Here is a 16,480-nt window from a genome sequence, read left to right on the forward strand (position 1 = left end):
TCGAACGTCTCGTGCTTGGGTGGGTGAATGGCTCACCCTATCTGGTCGCACGAGGCGTGCCGGTACATCGACACGCCGGTACTGGTGGCATTCTGCGCACGCTCGCCGCACGGTGTGTCCGCGGGTGGCTCTAGGCTGGTTGGCGTGGCTTTCGCTACCGAGCACCCGGTGGTCGCGCATTCGGAGTATCGCGCGGTCGAGGAGATTGTGCGCGCCGGCGGTCACTTCGAGGTGGTCAGTCCGCATGCTCCGGCCGGCGACCAGCCGGCCGCAATCGACGAGCTGGAGCGGCGGATCAACGCGGGGGAGCGTGACGTGGTGTTGCTCGGCGCCACCGGCACCGGGAAGTCGGCGACCACCGCGTGGCTGATCGAACGCCTGCAGCGGCCCACCCTGGTGATGGCGCCCAACAAGACGTTGGCCGCCCAGCTGGCGAACGAACTGCGAGAGATGTTGCCGCACAACGCCGTCGAGTACTTCGTCTCGTACTACGACTACTACCAGCCGGAGGCGTATATCGCGCAGACCGACACTTATATCGAAAAGGATAGCTCCATCAACGACGACGTGGAGCGGCTGCGGCACTCCGCGACCTCGGCGCTGCTGTCGCGTCGTGACGTGGTGGTGGTGGCTTCGGTGTCCTGCATCTACGGCCTGGGCACACCGCAGTCCTACCTGGACCGCTCCGTCGAGCTGAAGGTGGGCGAGGAAGTGCCGCGCGATGGGCTGCTGCGGCTGCTGGTCGACGTGCAATACACCCGAAACGACATGTCCTTTACTCGCGGCTCGTTTCGGGTGCGCGGCGACACCGTCGAGATCATCCCCTCCTACGAAGAGCTGGCGGTTCGCATCGAGTTCTTCGGCGACGAGATCGAGGCGCTGTACTATCTGCACCCGCTGACCGGCGAGGTTATCCGCCAGGTCGACTCGCTGCGGATCTTTCCCGCTACCCATTACGTCGCCGGTCCGGAGCGGATGGCGCATGCCGTCTCGGCCATCGAGGAAGAACTCGCCGAGCGACTCGCCGAGCTTGAGAGCCAGGGCAAGCTGCTGGAGGCGCAGCGGCTGCGGATGCGCACCAACTACGACATCGAAATGATGCGGCAGGTCGGGTTCTGCTCGGGCATCGAGAACTACTCCCGCCACATCGACGGTAGGGGGCCCGGCACGCCGCCCGCGACCCTGCTCGACTATTTCCCCGAGGATTTCCTGCTCGTTATCGACGAGTCACATGTCACCGTGCCGCAGATCGGCGGCATGTACGAGGGCGACATCTCCCGCAAGCGCAACCTGGTGGAGTACGGTTTCCGGCTGCCGTCGGCGTGCGACAACCGTCCGCTGACCTGGGAGGAGTTCGCTGACCGGATCGGGCAGACGGTGTATCTGTCTGCCACCCCGGGGCCCTACGAGCTCAGCCAGACCGGCGGCGAGTTCGTCGAGCAGGTGATCCGGCCGACCGGTCTGGTGGACCCGAAAGTGGTAGTCAAGCCGACCAAAGGGCAGATCGACGACCTGATCGGCGAGATCCGCACACGGGCAGACGCCGACCAGCGGGTGCTGGTGACGACGCTGACCAAGAAGATGGCCGAAGACCTCACCGACTACCTGCTGGAGATGGGCATTCGGGTGCGCTACCTGCATTCGGAGGTCGACACGTTGCGCCGGGTCGAGTTGTTGCGCCAGCTGCGTCTGGGTGACTACGACGTGCTGGTCGGCATCAACCTGCTCCGCGAGGGCCTAGACCTGCCCGAGGTGTCGCTGGTGGCGATCCTCGACGCCGACAAAGAAGGATTCCTGCGGTCAAGCCGCAGCCTGATCCAGACCATCGGACGCGCCGCTCGCAACGTGTCCGGCGAGGTGCACATGTACGCCGACAAAATCACCGACTCGATGAGGGAAGCCATCGACGAGACCGAACGCCGGCGGGCCAAGCAGATCGCCTACAACGAGGCCAACGGAATCGACCCACAGCCGCTGCGCAAAAAGATCGCCGACATCCTCGATCAGGTCTATCGGGAGGCCGACGACACCGCCGTCGTCGAGGTCGGCGGATCCGGGCGCAACGCATCCCGCGGCCGGCGGGCTCAGGGTGAGCCCGGCCGGGCGGTCAGCGCCGGCGTGTTCGAGGGCCGCGACACCTCCGCCATGCCGCGCGCTGAGCTGGCCGACCTAATCAAAGACCTCACCGCACAGATGATGGCGGCCGCGCGCGACCTGCAGTTCGAGCTGGCGGCCCGGTTCCGCGACGAGATCGCCGACCTCAAGCGGGAGCTGCGGGGGATGGACGCGGCCGGCCTGAAGTGACCGAAACAGCGAGCGAGACCGGCAGCTGGCGTGAGCTACTGAGCAGGTATCTGGGCACCTCCATAGTGCTGGCCGGTGGCGTCGCGCTGTACGCCACCAACGAGTTTCTGACAATCAGCCTGCTGCCGAGCACCATCGCCGACATCGGGGGTAGCCGGCTGTACGCCTGGGTGACAACCCTGTATCTGGTCGGGTCGGTGGTGGCGGCGACCACCGTCAATACGATGTTGCTGCGCGTCGGGGCGCGCTCGTCGTATCTGATGGGGTTGGCCGTCTTCGGTCTGGCCAGCCTGGTATGTGCGGCGGCGCCGAGCATGCAGATTCTGGTGGCCGGGCGTACCTTGCAAGGAATAGCCGGTGGGCTGCTGGCCGGCCTAGGCTACGCGCTGATCAACTCGACCTTGCCCAAGTCGCTGTGGACCCGTGGCTCAGCACTGGTGTCGGCGATGTGGGGGGTCGCGACGCTGATCGGACCGGCGACCGGAGGCCTTTTCGCGCAGCTCGGGCTGTGGCGATGGGCGTTCGGCGTGATGACGTTGCTGACCGCGTTGATGGCCATGTTGGTGCCGGTCGCGCTCGGTGCCGGGCGGGTCGGCCCGGGCGGCGAGACGCCGGTGGGCAGCACACACAAGGTGCCGGTGTGGTCGCTATTGCTGATGGGGGCCGCCGCACTGGCGATCAGCGTCGCCGCGCTTCCGAACTACCTCGTCCAGACGGCCGGGCTGCTAGCCGCCGCCGCGCTGCTGGTTGCGGTGTTTGTGGTAGTCGACTGGCGGATACACGCAGCGGTGTTGCCGCCCAGCGTATTTGGCTCCGGACCGTTGAAATGGATTTACCTGACCATGTCGGTGCAGATGATTGCGGCAATGGTCGATACCTACGTGCCGCTGTTCGGTCAGCGACTGGGACACCTGACCCCGGTGGCAGCCGGGTTCTTGGGTGCCGCGCTGGCGGTGGGCTGGACGGTCGGTGAGGTCGCCAGCGCCTCGTTGAACAGTGCACGAGTTATCGGGCATGTCGTGGCAGCCGCACCGCTGGTGATGGCGTCGGGGTTGGCGCTAGGCGCCGTCACCCAGCGCGCCGATGCGCCGGTGGGGATCATCGCGCTGTGGGCGCTGGCGCTGCTGATCATCGGGACCGGCATCGGGATCGCCTGGCCGCATCTAACGGTGCGCGCTATGGATTCTGTCGCCGACCCGGCCGAGAGCAGCGCGGCGGCCGCGGCGATCAATGTCGTACAGCTGATCTCCGGTGCTTTCGGCGCCGGGCTGGCCGGTGTGGTGGTCAACACTGCCAAGGGCGGCGAAGTGGCGGCGGCTCGTGGGCTATACATGGCATTTACGGTGCTGGCCGCCGCTGGTGTCATCGCCTCCTACCAGGCCACGCACCGCGACCGGCGCTTACCGCGTTGACTTGACCACCTGCGAGTAGTGGAACTGCCAGCGCTCGACGATGCGGAAGCCGAGGTAGCTCGGGAACCGGTATACGGGCGTGCGCCCGAAGCCTGTTCCCGGTGACAACATTTCGCCGACCTGATGATCGGGCAACGACTTGTCACGATTGGCTATCGTCCACAGCGTGGGGCACTTGTCGATCTTGGCCGTCGTAAGCCACACAGCGACATGGCCATCCCACAAAGTGCCGACCTTGGGGCCGTAGGTGCCGCGCTCGACGTCAATCAGCGACCGGAACGCCGCCGGCCGGGTGGCCAGCAGGGCGCGGATGGGCCCGGGTCGCCAACCCGCGGTGTTGTCCACCAGCAGGCAATCCCCGGGCTTGGCATGGGCGCTGATGACATCTGCCACCTGGCTGTAATCCCAGCCCTCTTTCGCGTACGGCCCCCGCTGTGTGAAGAAGTAGTTCGGAAACGCTGCGGCGGCAAGGAGAAACACGACCCCGGCGATGAGCCACGGCTTGCGGGCGATGGTGACGACGCAAACCGCCAGGATGACGGCCGCGGCGGGGGCGGTGAGGATCAGGTAGCGCGGGTAGTAGATCGGTTCGACGGTCGCCGAGTAGATGAGGACGACGGCGGTGGGCACGACGATCCAGGCTGCGCTGACGAGCACGAGCCGGTGGGTATCGCCACCGGGTCCACGAGCTCCGGCCAGGTGCGCCGCGATGCCGGCAGCGACGATGAGGCCCCCGAGGATGGCGAACGGAACACTGTGATCGAAATACTGGCGGTGTATGACGTCGAGAATGATGTTTCTGTTCAACCCTGCGATCCACCCGACCTGCCAAACCTGGCCGTGGGCGAACAGTATGAACGGTGTCATGGCCCCGAGCGCGGCTGCCGTGACGACCGTCCACCAGATCACGGGAGATTTGCGTGATTTCCCGGACGCCAGCAGCGGCACCATCGTCGCATAGGCCGGTACCAACAGGGCCAGGTTGATACTGACCAAGATCGACAGCATCAAAACCAGCGCGTAGAGCAGCCACCGCCGCTGGGTGTTGCACCGCACCGCGGCCACGAGTAATACGGTCAGCCAGACGGCGGCTGCTACCGACAGCGCGGAGGAGCGTGCTTCGATTCCGGCCCACGTCACCCTGGGCAGAATCGCGAACACGGCTCCCGCACACACCGCCGTGGTGCGTCCCGAAAACTGTTTGGCAAAAACCACCACGCCGGCGGCGGCCGCTCCAATGGCCAGGCAGCTGGGAAGCCGCGACCATAATTCGGTGGGCGGAAATATGGCGAACCAGCCATGCATCAACAGGTAGTACAGGCCGTGCACGGCGTCGATATGGCCCAGCAGACTCCATAGCTCTGGCAATGTCCGGCTGGCTGAAGCCGAGATCGTTGCCCCCTCGTCGAACCACAACGATGGCCTGCTTGCCCAGGCTCCGCTGATGACCGCGGCCAGCACTGCAATCGCCAGCGGGTCGAGCAGCCGGCCGCGCATCCGCGCCACCAACTCGTCGACGTGTGCTGCCGCGGGCTGCTCCAGAGTGGAGGCGGACATGATGCGGGTCACCTTAGGGTCCGCGCGATGATCCTGGTCACCGGCGGTTCGGCGACTGGGCAGCCCGGCGTGCGGCGGTGCGCCGGGACGACTCGCATGCATTTCCCAAAAAGCCTTGCACAGCAACATTTTCCGCGATCAGCGTGCGTATTGAATCGTCGTGTCATCGCCACCATTGTCGGCTGGTTCACCGCGATCGGGCAAATGAGGGTTGCGCCACGCCGTTGCGGTGTGATTAATCTGACCTATCTATATCCGGCAACGCGATACTGTCTGGGGTTGGCGTAGCAACCGACACCTGGGAGGGTAAATGAGCGCCTATAAGACCGTGGTGGTAGGAACCGACGGTTCGGACTCGTCGATGCGAGCGGTAGATCGCGCTGCCCAGATCGCCGGCGCAGACGCCAAGTTGATCATCGCCTCGGCATACCTACCTCAGCACGAGGACGCTCGCGCCGCCGACATTCTGAAGGACGAAAGCTACAAGGTGACGGGCACCGCCCCGATCTACGAGATCTTGCACGACGCCAAGGAACGAGCGCACAACGCCGGTGCGAAAAACGTCGAGGAACGGCCGATCGTCGGCGCCCCGGTCGACGCGTTGGTGAACCTGGCCGATGAGGAGAAGGCGGACCTGCTGGTCGTCGGCAATGTCGGTCTGAGCACGATCGCGGGTCGGCTGCTCGGATCGGTACCGGCCAATGTGTCACGCCGGGCCAAGGTCGACGTGCTGATCGTGCACACCACCTAGCGGCCGTTACCAGCCGCGCGCACGCCATTCGCTGAGGCTGGGGCGTTCGGCACCCAGCTCCGTGTCGTCACCGTGGCCGGGGTAGATGACGGTGGAGTCGGCGTACACGTCGAAAACCCGGGTGGTGACGTCGTCGAGCAGTTGGGTGAAGTCGGCAGGTTGCCAGGTTTTGCCGACACCGCCGGGGAACAAGCAGTCGCCGGTGAAGAGCTGTGTGACGCCTCCGGTCACCGGCCCGCCGAGGGCCAGCGCGATCGATCCGGGTGTGTGTCCGCGCAAGTGGATGACGTCGAATGTCAGCTCGCCGATGCGCACGCTGTCGCCGTGGGTGAGCAACCGGTCCGGTTTGACCGGCAGCGGGTCGGCGTCGATCGGATGGGCCGCGGTCGGCGCCCCGGTGGCCGCGGCCACCGCTTGCAGCGCCTGCCAGTGGTCGAAGTGCTGGTGACTGGTAACGATCAGGGCCAGCTTCGGCGCGTACCGCCGGACCAGGTCGATGAGGACCTCCGCGTCATTGGCGGCGTCGATCAGCAGGGTTTCTCCGGTCGCTGAACACGTCACCAGGTAGGCGTTGTTGTCCATCGGGCCCACCGATGCCTTGAGGATCGTGGCGCCGGGCAGGAAGCGACGCGCCGCCTTGCCGCGTTCGACGTGTCCGGTGTAGTTGTCGTCGACTGTTGTCATATGCGCCACTCCTCCTATGCCGGCTGCGCCGGCATCATCGTCATTGGCGCGGGTCATATGCGCCACTGCTCCTATGCCGGCTGCGCCGGCATCATCGTCGTTGGCGCGGGTCATATGCGCCACTGCTCCTATGCCGGCTGCGCCGGCATCATCGTCGTTGGCGCGGGTCATATGCGCCACTGCTCCTATGCCGGCTGCGCCGGCATCATCGTCGTTGGCGCGGGTCATATGCGCCGACGTTACGACGTTACCGGTCCCCTGATGGTTGTCGGTACGGGCACATAGCATGGGATACGGCCTTTGGCCGGCGAGATGAGTTTCAGTGAAAGGGACAGCGTGGCTGACCGCCTGATCGTCAAGGGTGCGCGCGAACACAATCTGCGCAGCGTCGACCTCGACCTGCCCCGCGACGCGCTGATCGTCTTCACCGGGTTATCCGGATCGGGCAAGTCCTCGCTCGCGTTCGACACCATCTTCGCCGAGGGGCAGCGGCGTTACGTGGAGTCGCTGTCGGCCTACGCCCGCCAATTTCTCGGGCAGATGGACAAGCCGGACGTCGACTTCATCGAGGGGCTGTCTCCGGCGGTGTCCATCGACCAGAAGTCGACCAACCGCAACCCACGATCGACGGTCGGGACCATCACCGAGGTGTACGACTACCTGCGGCTGTTGTATGCGCGCGCGGGCACGCCGCACTGCCCGACCTGCGGGGAGCGAGTCGCGCGCCAAACCCCGCAACAAATCGTCGATCAGGTGCTGGCCATGCCGGAGGGCACTCGGTTTCTGGTGCTGGCCCCGGTGGTGCGTACCCGCAAGGGCGAGTTCGCCGATCTGTTCGATAAGCTCAACGCCCAGGGCTACAGCCGGGTGCGGGTCGACGGTGTGGTGCATCCGCTGACCGATCCGCCGAAGCTGAAAAAGCAGGAAAAGCACGACATCGAGGTGGTGGTGGACCGTCTCACCGTCAAGGCCGCCGCCAAGCGGCGGCTCACCGATTCGGTGGAAACCGCGCTGAATTTGGCCGACGGGATCGTGGTGCTCGAATTCGTCGATCATGAACTGGGTGCACCGCATCGCGAGCAGCGGTTCTCCGAGAAGCTGGCCTGCCCCAACGGGCACGCGCTGGCCGTCGACGACCTGGAGCCGCGGTCGTTCTCGTTCAACTCGCCCTACGGCGCCTGCCCCGAATGCAGTGGTCTGGGCATCCGCAAGGAGGTCGACCCGGAGCTGGTGGTGCCCGATCCGGATCGCACCCTGGCGCAGGGTGCGGTGGCGCCGTGGTCGAACGGCCACACCGCGGAGTACTTCACCCGGATGATGGCCGGCCTTGGCGAGGCGCTCGGGTTCGACGTCGACACGCCCTGGCGCAAGCTGCCGGCCAAGGCCCGCAAGGCGATTCTGGAAGGCGCCGACGAGCAGGTGCACGTGCGCTACCGCAACCGCTACGGACGCACCCGGTCGTATTACGCCGATTTCGAGGGTGTGTTGGCGTTCCTGCAACGCAAGATGTCCCAAACCGAGTCCGAGCAGATGAAGGAGCGCTACGAGGGTTTCATGCGGGACGTGCCCTGCCCGGTGTGTGCGGGCACCCGGCTCAAGCCCGAGATTCTGGCGGTGACGCTGGCTGGGGAGTCCAAGGGGGAGCACGGCGCCAAGTCCATCGCCGAGGTGTGTGAGCTGTCGATCGCCGACTGCGCGGACTTCCTGAACGCGCTCACGCTGGGTCCGCGCGAGCAAGCGATCGCCGGGCAGGTGCTCAAGGAGATCCGGTCGCGGCTCGGGTTTCTGCTCGACGTCGGGCTGGAGTACCTGTCGCTGTCCCGGGCGGCGGCCACGCTGTCCGGCGGTGAGGCACAACGTATCCGGCTGGCCACCCAGATCGGCTCCGGCCTGGTGGGTGTGCTCTACGTGCTCGACGAGCCGTCCATCGGGCTGCACCAGCGCGACAACCGTCGTCTCATCGAAACCCTCACCCGGTTACGGGATTTGGGGAACACTTTGATCGTCGTCGAGCACGACGAGGACACCATCGAGCATGCGGACTGGATCGTCGACATCGGCCCGGGGGCCGGTGAGCACGGTGGCCACATCGTGCACAGCGGGCCCTACGATGAACTGCTACGCAACAAGGATTCGATCACCGGCGCCTACCTGTCCGGCCGGGAAAGCATTGAGATACCGGCGATTCGGCGTTCCGTCGACCCCCGTCGTCAACTCACCGTCGTCGGCGCCCGCGAGCACAACTTGCGCGGGATCGATGTGTCTTTCCCGCTGGGTGTGCTGACCTCGGTGACCGGTGTCTCGGGTTCGGGCAAGTCGACGTTGGTCAACGACATCCTGGCCGCGGTGCTGGCCAACCGCCTCAACGGCGCCCGGCAGGTCCCCGGCCGGCACACCCGGGTCACCGGGCTGGACTATCTGGACAAGCTGGTGCGGGTGGACCAATCGCCGATCGGGCGCACACCGCGATCCAACCCGGCCACCTACACCGGTGTGTTCGACAAGATCCGCACCCTGTTCGCCGCCACCACCGAGGCCAAGGTCCGCGGCTATCAACCCGGACGATTCTCGTTCAACGTCAAGGGCGGTCGCTGCGAGGCCTGCACCGGCGACGGCACCATCAAGATCGAGATGAACTTCCTGCCCGACGTGTACGTGCCGTGCGAGGTCTGCCAGGGGGCCCGGTACAACCGCGAAACCCTCGAGGTGCACTACAAGGGCAAGACCGTCTCGGAAGTGCTGGACATGTCCATCGAGGAAGCGGCGGAGTTCTTCGAGCCGATCGCCGGCGTCCATCGCTATCTACGCACCCTGGTCGACGTGGGCCTGGGCTACGTGCGGCTCGGCCAGCCCGCGCCCACGCTGTCCGGCGGTGAGGCCCAGCGGGTCAAGCTGGCCTCGGAGCTGCAGAAGCGCTCCACCGGGCGCACCGTCTACATCCTCGACGAGCCGACGACGGGACTGCACTTCGACGACATACGCAAGCTGCTCAACGTGATCAACGGCCTGGTCGACAAGGGCAATACGGTGATCGTCATCGAACATAACCTGGACGTGATCAAGACATCGGATTGGATCATCGACCTGGGCCCGGAGGGCGGTGCCGGCGGCGGAACCGTTGTCGCCCAAGGCACTCCGGAGGACGTTGCCGCGGTGCCGGCGAGCTACACCGGGAAGTTTCTCGCTGAGGTCGTCGGCGGCGGTGCCTCGGCCGCCACATCGCGGTCGAACAGACGGCGCAAAGTCAGCGCCTGAGCTGGACTATCGCCGCGCGTCAAGTCTGTGCTCACGGCGGCGAACTGGGTGCGGTCTCACTCATCGGTGTGCATCGACTCACGGATCTGAGCTAGCCGTTCGGCTGCCGCGCGCTGCCGCTGCGCGTACTGATCTTCGAGCCGGCGGCCTTGCGGGCTCTCGGCGTCGAGTTCGGTTGCCCCCAGGGCCGTTCCGTATCGGGTTTCGATCTTCTCGCGGACGGATTCGAAGGTCGGTACCCCAGCGCTGTCGTACCGCGGATCGGACTCGGAATTCGGCGTCGTGGCTTCCGGTGGTGTCGGTTCGTCGGGCATGCTCTGGCAATGCTCCTATCTGCCGGTACCGGCGATCTGCTGTGTCGTACCCGGCAACGGGATCTTAGGCACTCCCGGAGTGGCCAGTTGGCCGGCCAGCCATGGCAGCGCCGCAGCGAAAACCCGGTCGGCGAAAGGCCAGTCGTGCTTGCCCGGTTGTGGAACCACGGCGCAGTAGATGCCGTTGGCGCGGCCGAGGGCGCACAGTGCATTGGCGGCAGCGGCCTGGTTGCCTGGGTTGGCGGCGGCATCGCGACCGGCCAGCCGCATCGTGGTGGTATCGGCGACAGCGTTGTCGGGCGAGGGTGGACCCGGCGAAGAGATCGCGAACCAACCCGACAGTCCGGTGTAGCTGCCATGCCGGGTGATCACCGTCGTCGGGTCAAACGCCGACCAGGCGTCTTCGTTGCCGCCGAACAACCTGACGATGGTTTGCGTCTTGTTGCCAGCGTTCGGGTAGAAATCACCGGCGATGTCGACAAACGCGCTAAACAGTGTCGGGTGCATGACGGTCAGATCCACCGCGCAGGTCCCACCCATCGACCAACCCACGATGCCCCAGCTGGTCTGTTCGGGACTGACGCCGAATTTCGAGACCATGTAGGGCACAACATCTTTAGTCAAGTGGTCGGCCGCGTTGCCACGCCGTCCATTGACGCATTCGGTGTCGTTGTTGAACGCGCCGCCGGAATCCACGAATACCACGACGGGAGCATTGCCGCTGTGGGCGGCCGCAAAGTCGTCGAGCGTCTTCACCGCGTTACCGGCTCGCGCCCAATCGGCGGGTGTGTTGAATTGACCGCCGATCATCATCACCGTCGGCAGCTGCGGCGGCGGAGGGTTCTCGGAACGATGCTCTCGGTCGAACCAGGCCGGCGGCAGGTACACCAGTTCGCCGCGATGCTTGAAGTGTGATGCGTCGGAAGGGATCACCACTGGCAACAAGGTGCCGTGCGACGGCCGCACCCCACTGTGCGCCAGTGCGGCAACAGCGGCCTGATCGGCCTGGTCGGGCAACGGGCCGGAGGTGAGCTGGTTCCACGCGGTCTGCACGGTCGGGAAGTAGCCAACCCACAGGTTGAGCGTCAAGGTCGCGCTGAGCAGACAGAGGGGCACGGCCAGCAGCGACGCGCCGCGGCGCCACCACCGCGCGCTGCGCCAGCCCAGGATCAACACCGTCGCCGCCGCGCCGGTCAACGCGACCCAGATCCACAGCGTGCTCGGCGGCCGTTCGTTGGCCAGGCCGTTGCCGGTGACATACCAGCGCGTCCCCCATGCCAGGGTGGCCCCGATAGCGGCGGCCGTCGGCAGCCACCGCCGTTGCCAGTGACGTGATCGCCACCCTGCCGCCAGCACCAGCACGACCGCGGTCACGACCTGGACAGCGAGCGGCACCCAACCGTGCATCAGCGATGTGTGGCCTACTGCTAACGGCTGCGTCGCGGCTGGCGGCGTCGACGCGGTCACCAGTTCATTCTGAGCCATTTCGGGCGGTGAATTGTTGGGGGTTTCCTGTGATCCGACGGACGCCCACCGGCTCCGGCTAATGCGGTTTTGCCAACGGAAAGGGCAGTGTTTCGCGAATGCTGCGCCCAGTGATCAGCATGACCACCCGGTCAATGCCCATGCCCAAGCCGCCGGTGGGCGGCATGGCGTACTCCATCGCTTGCAGGAAGTCTTCGTCGAGTTCCATCGCCTCGGGGTCTCCGCCGGCGGCCAGCAGGGACTGCTCCTGCAGGCGGCGCCGTTGCTCCACCGGGTCGGTCAGCTCGCTGTAGGCGGTGCCCAGCTCGATACCCCACGCCACCAGGTCCCAACGCTCGGCGACACCGCGCTTGCTGCGATGCGGTCGGGTCAACGGTGACACCGATGTCGGAAAGTCGATGTAGAACGTCGGTTGCTCGGTGCGGCACTCCACCAGGTGCTCGTATAGCTCGAGCACGACCGCGCCGGCATCCCATTGGGTCCGATAGGGGACACCGGCGGCGTCGCACAGCTTGCGGAGAGTGGTCAAGCCGGTATCGGCGTCGATGCGTTCACCGAGTGCTTCCGAGATCGCATCATGCACCGTCCGCACCGGCCATATCCCGGAGATGTCGACCGGTTCGAGGTGGTGGCGGGTGCCGTCGGAACCCTTGTCCGTCCGGGGCCGCATGGCGATGGGCGCCCCGTTGGCGGCCTGGGCGGCGTTCTGGATGAGTTCGCGGCAGCCGTCAATCCACTCAAGGTAGTCGGCGTGTGCTTGATAGGCCTCCAGTAGGGTGAACTCCGGGTTGTGGCTGAAGTCGACGCCCTCGTTGCGAAAGGCACGGCCGAGCTCGAATACCCGTTCCACGCCGCCGACGCACAGGCGCTTGAGGTAGAGCTCTGGTGCGATGCGCAGGAACAGATCCATGGAATACGTGTTGATGTGCGTGACGAACGGTCGGGCGGTGGCGCCGCCGTGCAGCTGCTGCAGGATCGGCGTTTCGACCTCGACGAATCCCTTTGCGAACAGCGTCTCGCGCACAGCGCGCAGCACGCTGCTGCGAGCGGTGATCAGCGCACGGGACTCAGCGTTGACCGCCAGGTCGAGGTAACGGGTCCGGACTCGGGCTTCGGGATCCAGTAGCCCCTTCCACTTATTCGGCAACGGCCGCAAACACTTACCGATCAGGCGCCAGCCGCTGACGATCAACGATGGAGTTCCGGTCTTGCTGGCGCCCATGTGTCCGGTCATCTCCACCAGATCACCCAGATCGGTCGCCGCGTTGAAGTCGGCCGCGCAGCCCTGGTCCAGGCGTGAATTATCCAGCAGCACTTGCATTTCGCCCGACCAGTCGCGCAGCTGGGCGAACAACACACCACCGTAGTTACGTATTCGCATGATGCGTCCGGACACCGACACGCTAGCCTGGTGGTCTGCGGCCAGCGCCTGTGCCACCGTGTGACTGGGCGGCCGGCCCACGGGAAAGGCGTCAATGCCGCTGCTCCGCAGCTTCTCTAGCTTGTCGAACCGAACTCGCACCTGCTCGGGTAGCCGCCGCTCGACCCCGTCGCCATTGGTGAGGCCTACTTGCCGCAGCCCGCTCACGTCCGGTGCCGAGCCGTCGTGATGCAATAGGCCGGTGGCCGCCAACCGCTCGGGCACTGCCGGATGATGCCCCGTGTGTACTCGGTTGCGCCGGCTGAACGGCAGCACGAGGAACCCCTCTGCGATCACCGAGGCGACGCCCACTCGGGGAATCACTCGGGCGTCTTCGTAGCAGGCGTAGCGCGGTACCCATTCGGGTTGGTACTTCATGTTGGAGCGGTAGAGCGTCTCGAGCTGCCACCACCGTGAGAAGAAGACCAGCAGCCCCCGCCACAACCGGGCAACCGGGCCGGCGCCGAGTTGGGCGCCCTGCTCGAAGGCCGCGCGAAACACCGCGAAGTTCAACGAAATACGAGTGATACCAAGGCTTTCAGCGTGCAAGGCGAGTTCGCTGACCATAAGTTCGATAGTGCCGTTCGGGGATTGTGGAGAACGACGCATCAAATCCAGGGAGACACCGGTGGTTCCCCACGGCACCAGCGACAGCATTGCCAGCACCTGGTTGTGCGGATCAATCGCCTCCACCAGCAGGCAGTCGGAGTCCGCGGGGTCGCCGAGGCGGCCCAGCGCCATCGAGAAGCCGCGCTCGGTCTCGGTGTCGCGCCAGGAATCCGCCCGTGTGATGGTCTGCGCCATCTCGTCTTCGGCAATGTCGCGATGCCGCCGGATGCGCACCGTCAACCCCGCCCGCCGGGCCCGCGTCACGGCCTGGCGCACCCCGCGCATCTCCGGGCCGGACAACTTGAAATCGGCTGGCCGCAGGATGGCCTCATCGCCCAGCTCGAGCGCGGTTAGGCCCGCTTCGCGATATGTCTGAGCCCCTTGTGAACTGGCGCCCATCACGCCGGGTGCCCAGCCGTAGGTCTGGCACAGCCGCAGCCACGCGTCGACGGCCTGCGGCCATGCTCTGTGGTCGCCTACCGGGTCGCCGCTGGCTAGGCAGACACCGACCTCGACACGGTAGGTGATACAGGCGCGGCCGCTGGATGCGAATACCACCGACTTGTCGCGACGGGTGGCGAAGTAGCCCAGTGAGTCGTCCTTCCCATACAAATCCAATAACCCGCGGATAGCGGATTCGTCCTCTCCGGTCAGCGCATTGTCAGCGCGCTGAGATAGGAACAAGACGATCGCAGCCCCGATCAACGCGAACGCGCCGAACAACCCGAAGATCGCGTTGAGGAAGACGTGCGGTCTGCCGGTGAACAGATCGGGATCGGCGAGGGCGAATCCGACCACCCGGTTGGCCGCGTAACCCAACCGCTCGTCCGGCGCTAGTGATCCCGGAAACAGTTCGACCAGACCCCAAGACGCCACGATTCCGACCACCGCGCCGGCAAGCCACACCGCAGCCGCCCGAAACAGCGCGCCCCTGCGGACCTTGGCCCAGAACTCCCGATAGCCCAGCACCAGAACGACGATTGCCACAACATGCACGGCGAATCCGAGATTCTCCCCGAAGCTCTCGGCGGCGGTGTTGCCGCCCGCTGCGATCTCGGCGGCGTTGACCACGGCGGCCAGGACCATATTTGCCAGCAAGACCAACCAGGCAATGCGTTTGCGTGCCGTTAACGCGGCGGCCAGCAATGCCAGCACGAAGGACCACGCGAAGTTGGTGTCGGGGAAGTTGAACAGATAATCGTTGATGAATTCGCGCGGAACCTTGATGATCCACCGAATCAACGGCGACACACTGGCCAGTAGTGACAGGGTCGCGATCACGCCGACGGTCCAGCCGGCTGCCGCGGGAACCCAGTGATACCGGGAGTTTCCCCTGGTGGCCGAGCGAGGTTTGGTGAGTGTCACAGACCGCGAGGATATTCCCAAAAGCCGGGAAATGCCCGGCGTTGCAGCCCTTTGTAGCCCCGCATCGGTGTGCTGAGGGCACCGGCTGATGTCGGCCGTTGTCTTAGATGACGTGTCATGGCTGTTAGACTGGACGCCGCGACCATCCCGGCGAAGGCCAGGGACAGTTAAGTGGAGTCCCACTCCCACCGCTAGCCACGAGATCGTTTCACACCTTCTCAAGGTTCAGCGGTCCGGTCACAGGCATCTCGGATGCCTGTTCTGCGTGCAGCGTGGGCGGCTTTGGCCGCGATCGGTCGGCATTGGGCCCTGCTTGTGCAGGGCTTTTTTGCTGATGGTTTGGGTGTGTTCCCCACCTGATTCCGGCCGGGTCCAACAAGCTGGTCGCGCCTGGAACAGCAGCCAACGAGGGAGGCCCCATCAGCACTGAAACCCGCGTCAACGAGCGCATCCGCGTACCTGAAGTCCGATTGATCGGCCCAGGGGGGGAGCAGGTAGGCATTGTGCGTATCGAAGACGCACTTCGCGTCGCCGCGGACGCAGATCTCGACCTTGTCGAAGTTGCTCCCAATGCCAGACCGCCGGTCTGCAAGATCATGGACTACGGCAAGTACAAGTACGAGGCCGCGCAGAAGGCGCGCGAATCCCGCAGAAACCAACAGCAGACCGTCGTCAAAGAACAAAAGCTGCGACCAAAGATTGACGATCACGATTACGAGACCAAAAAGGGTCACGTCGTCCGCTTCTTGGAGGCGGGATCGAAGGTCAAGGTCACCATTATGTTCCGTGGACGTGAGCAGTCGCGGCCGGAGTTGGGCTATCGATTGCTGCAGCGGCTGGGTGCGGACGTCGCCGATTACGGATTCATCGAGACGTCCGCCAAGCAGGACGGACGCAACATGACGATGGTGCTGGCACCGCACCGCGGTGCGAAGACCCGCGCTAGGGCCCGCCACCCGGGTGAACCGGCCGGCGGGCCGCCGCCCAAGCCCACGGCCGGTGACAGCAAAGCCGCACCGAACTAGCTCGCCAGCAAGACACGCAGAACCTAGAAATTCTAGAAATTGAGGAAACATGCCCAAGGCCAAGACCCACAGCGGGGCCTCGAAGCGGTTCCGGCGCACCGGTACCGGCAAGATCGTCCGGCAGAAGGCCAACCGTCGGCACCTGCTCGAGCACAAGCCGAGCACCCGCACCAGGCGCCTGGACGGCCGCACCGTGGTGGCAGCCAACGACACCAAACGGGTCACGTCGTTGCTGAACGGCTGACCGTACCGCCGGCCGGCTCCGGCACCTGACCAATCACGTCCGAACGAGAGTAGGA

Annotated in this window: 11 protein-coding genes; 6 read left to right on the forward strand and 5 right to left on the reverse strand. The window is 65.4% G+C overall.

The window, feature by feature from the left end; translation table 11 throughout:
- The first annotated feature begins 144 nt into the window (after window positions 1-144).
- Both uvrB and MCAN_RS08610 read left to right on the forward strand, forming a co-directional pair.
- Window positions 145-2,304, forward strand: coding sequence for an excinuclease ABC subunit UvrB (uvrB, locus tag MCAN_RS08605; RefSeq protein WP_003911575.1), 2,160 nt, complete (start codon window positions 145-147; stop codon window positions 2,302-2,304).
- Entirely contained in the window at window positions 2,301-3,716 is a 1,416-nt protein-coding gene (locus MCAN_RS08610; protein WP_003408079.1) for an MFS transporter, read from the forward strand. The genes uvrB and MCAN_RS08610 overlap by 4 nt, the downstream gene beginning before the upstream one ends.
- Here MCAN_RS08610 and MCAN_RS08615 read toward each other — a convergent pair.
- Complete coding sequence (locus MCAN_RS08615) at window positions 3,705-5,375, reverse strand: mannosyltransferase (protein WP_014000860.1); 1,671 nt, start codon at window positions 5,373-5,375, stop codon at window positions 3,705-3,707. The two genes, MCAN_RS08610 and MCAN_RS08615, sit on opposite strands and share 12 nt — an antisense overlap.
- Window positions 5,376-5,583: 208 nt before the next feature.
- Between MCAN_RS08615 and MCAN_RS08620 the strand changes: the two genes are divergently transcribed.
- The gene (locus tag MCAN_RS08620; RefSeq protein WP_003408085.1) at window positions 5,584-6,024 is read left to right on the forward strand and encodes a universal stress protein; all 441 of its coding nucleotides are present in this window, start codon (window positions 5,584-5,586) and stop codon (window positions 6,022-6,024) included.
- Between the two features lie 6 nt (window positions 6,025-6,030).
- Here MCAN_RS08620 and MCAN_RS08625 read toward each other — a convergent pair whose 3' ends face one another.
- Window positions 6,031-6,708, reverse strand: coding sequence for an MBL fold metallo-hydrolase (locus tag MCAN_RS08625; RefSeq protein WP_003408088.1), 678 nt, complete (start codon window positions 6,706-6,708; stop codon window positions 6,031-6,033).
- Window positions 6,709-7,044: 336 nt separating this feature from the next.
- On the opposite strand from MCAN_RS08625, the gene uvrA reads away from it, so the two are divergent.
- Window positions 7,045-9,963: an excinuclease ABC subunit UvrA gene (gene uvrA, locus MCAN_RS08630; RefSeq protein ID WP_014000862.1), complete on the forward strand. Its 2,919-nt coding sequence runs from the start codon at window positions 7,045-7,047 to the stop codon at window positions 9,961-9,963.
- A 56-nt stretch (window positions 9,964-10,019) separates the two neighbouring features.
- On the opposite strand, the gene MCAN_RS08635 is transcribed toward uvrA, so the two are convergent.
- Genes MCAN_RS08635 through lysX form a run of 3 tightly spaced genes read right to left on the reverse strand, consistent with a single transcriptional unit; the run spans window position 10,020 to window position 15,156 of the window.
- Entirely contained in the window at window positions 10,020-10,277 is a 258-nt protein-coding gene (locus MCAN_RS08635; RefSeq protein ID WP_003408096.1) for a PspA/IM30 family protein, read from the reverse strand.
- A 15-nt stretch (window positions 10,278-10,292) separates the two neighbouring features.
- Window positions 10,293-11,762 (reverse strand): alpha/beta hydrolase, encoded by a 1,470-nt coding sequence (locus MCAN_RS08640; protein WP_003408099.1) that lies wholly within the window; start codon window positions 11,760-11,762, stop codon window positions 10,293-10,295.
- A gap of 58 nt (window positions 11,763-11,820) precedes the next feature.
- Window positions 11,821-15,156 (reverse strand): bifunctional lysylphosphatidylglycerol synthetase/lysine--tRNA ligase LysX, encoded by a 3,336-nt coding sequence (gene lysX / locus MCAN_RS08645; protein WP_003918287.1) that lies wholly within the window; start codon window positions 15,154-15,156, stop codon window positions 11,821-11,823.
- Window positions 15,157-15,575: 419 nt separating this feature from the next.
- Here lysX and infC point away from each other — a divergent pair, with 419 nt between their 5' ends.
- Together infC and rpmI are read left to right on the forward strand one after the other, a co-directional pair.
- Complete coding sequence (gene infC, locus MCAN_RS08650; RefSeq protein ID WP_003901217.1) at window positions 15,576-16,181, forward strand: translation initiation factor IF-3; 606 nt, start codon at window positions 15,576-15,578, stop codon at window positions 16,179-16,181.
- A gap of 49 nt (window positions 16,182-16,230) precedes the next feature.
- On the forward strand, window positions 16,231-16,425 hold the full coding sequence (gene rpmI, locus MCAN_RS08655; protein WP_003408106.1) for a 50S ribosomal protein L35: 195 nt from the start codon (window positions 16,231-16,233) through the stop codon (window positions 16,423-16,425).
- Window positions 16,426-16,480 lie beyond the last annotated feature (55 nt).

The sequence above is a fragment of the Mycobacterium canetti CIPT 140010059 genome (assembly GCF_000253375.1).
Lineage (GTDB): Bacteria > Actinomycetota > Actinomycetes > Mycobacteriales > Mycobacteriaceae > Mycobacterium > Mycobacterium tuberculosis.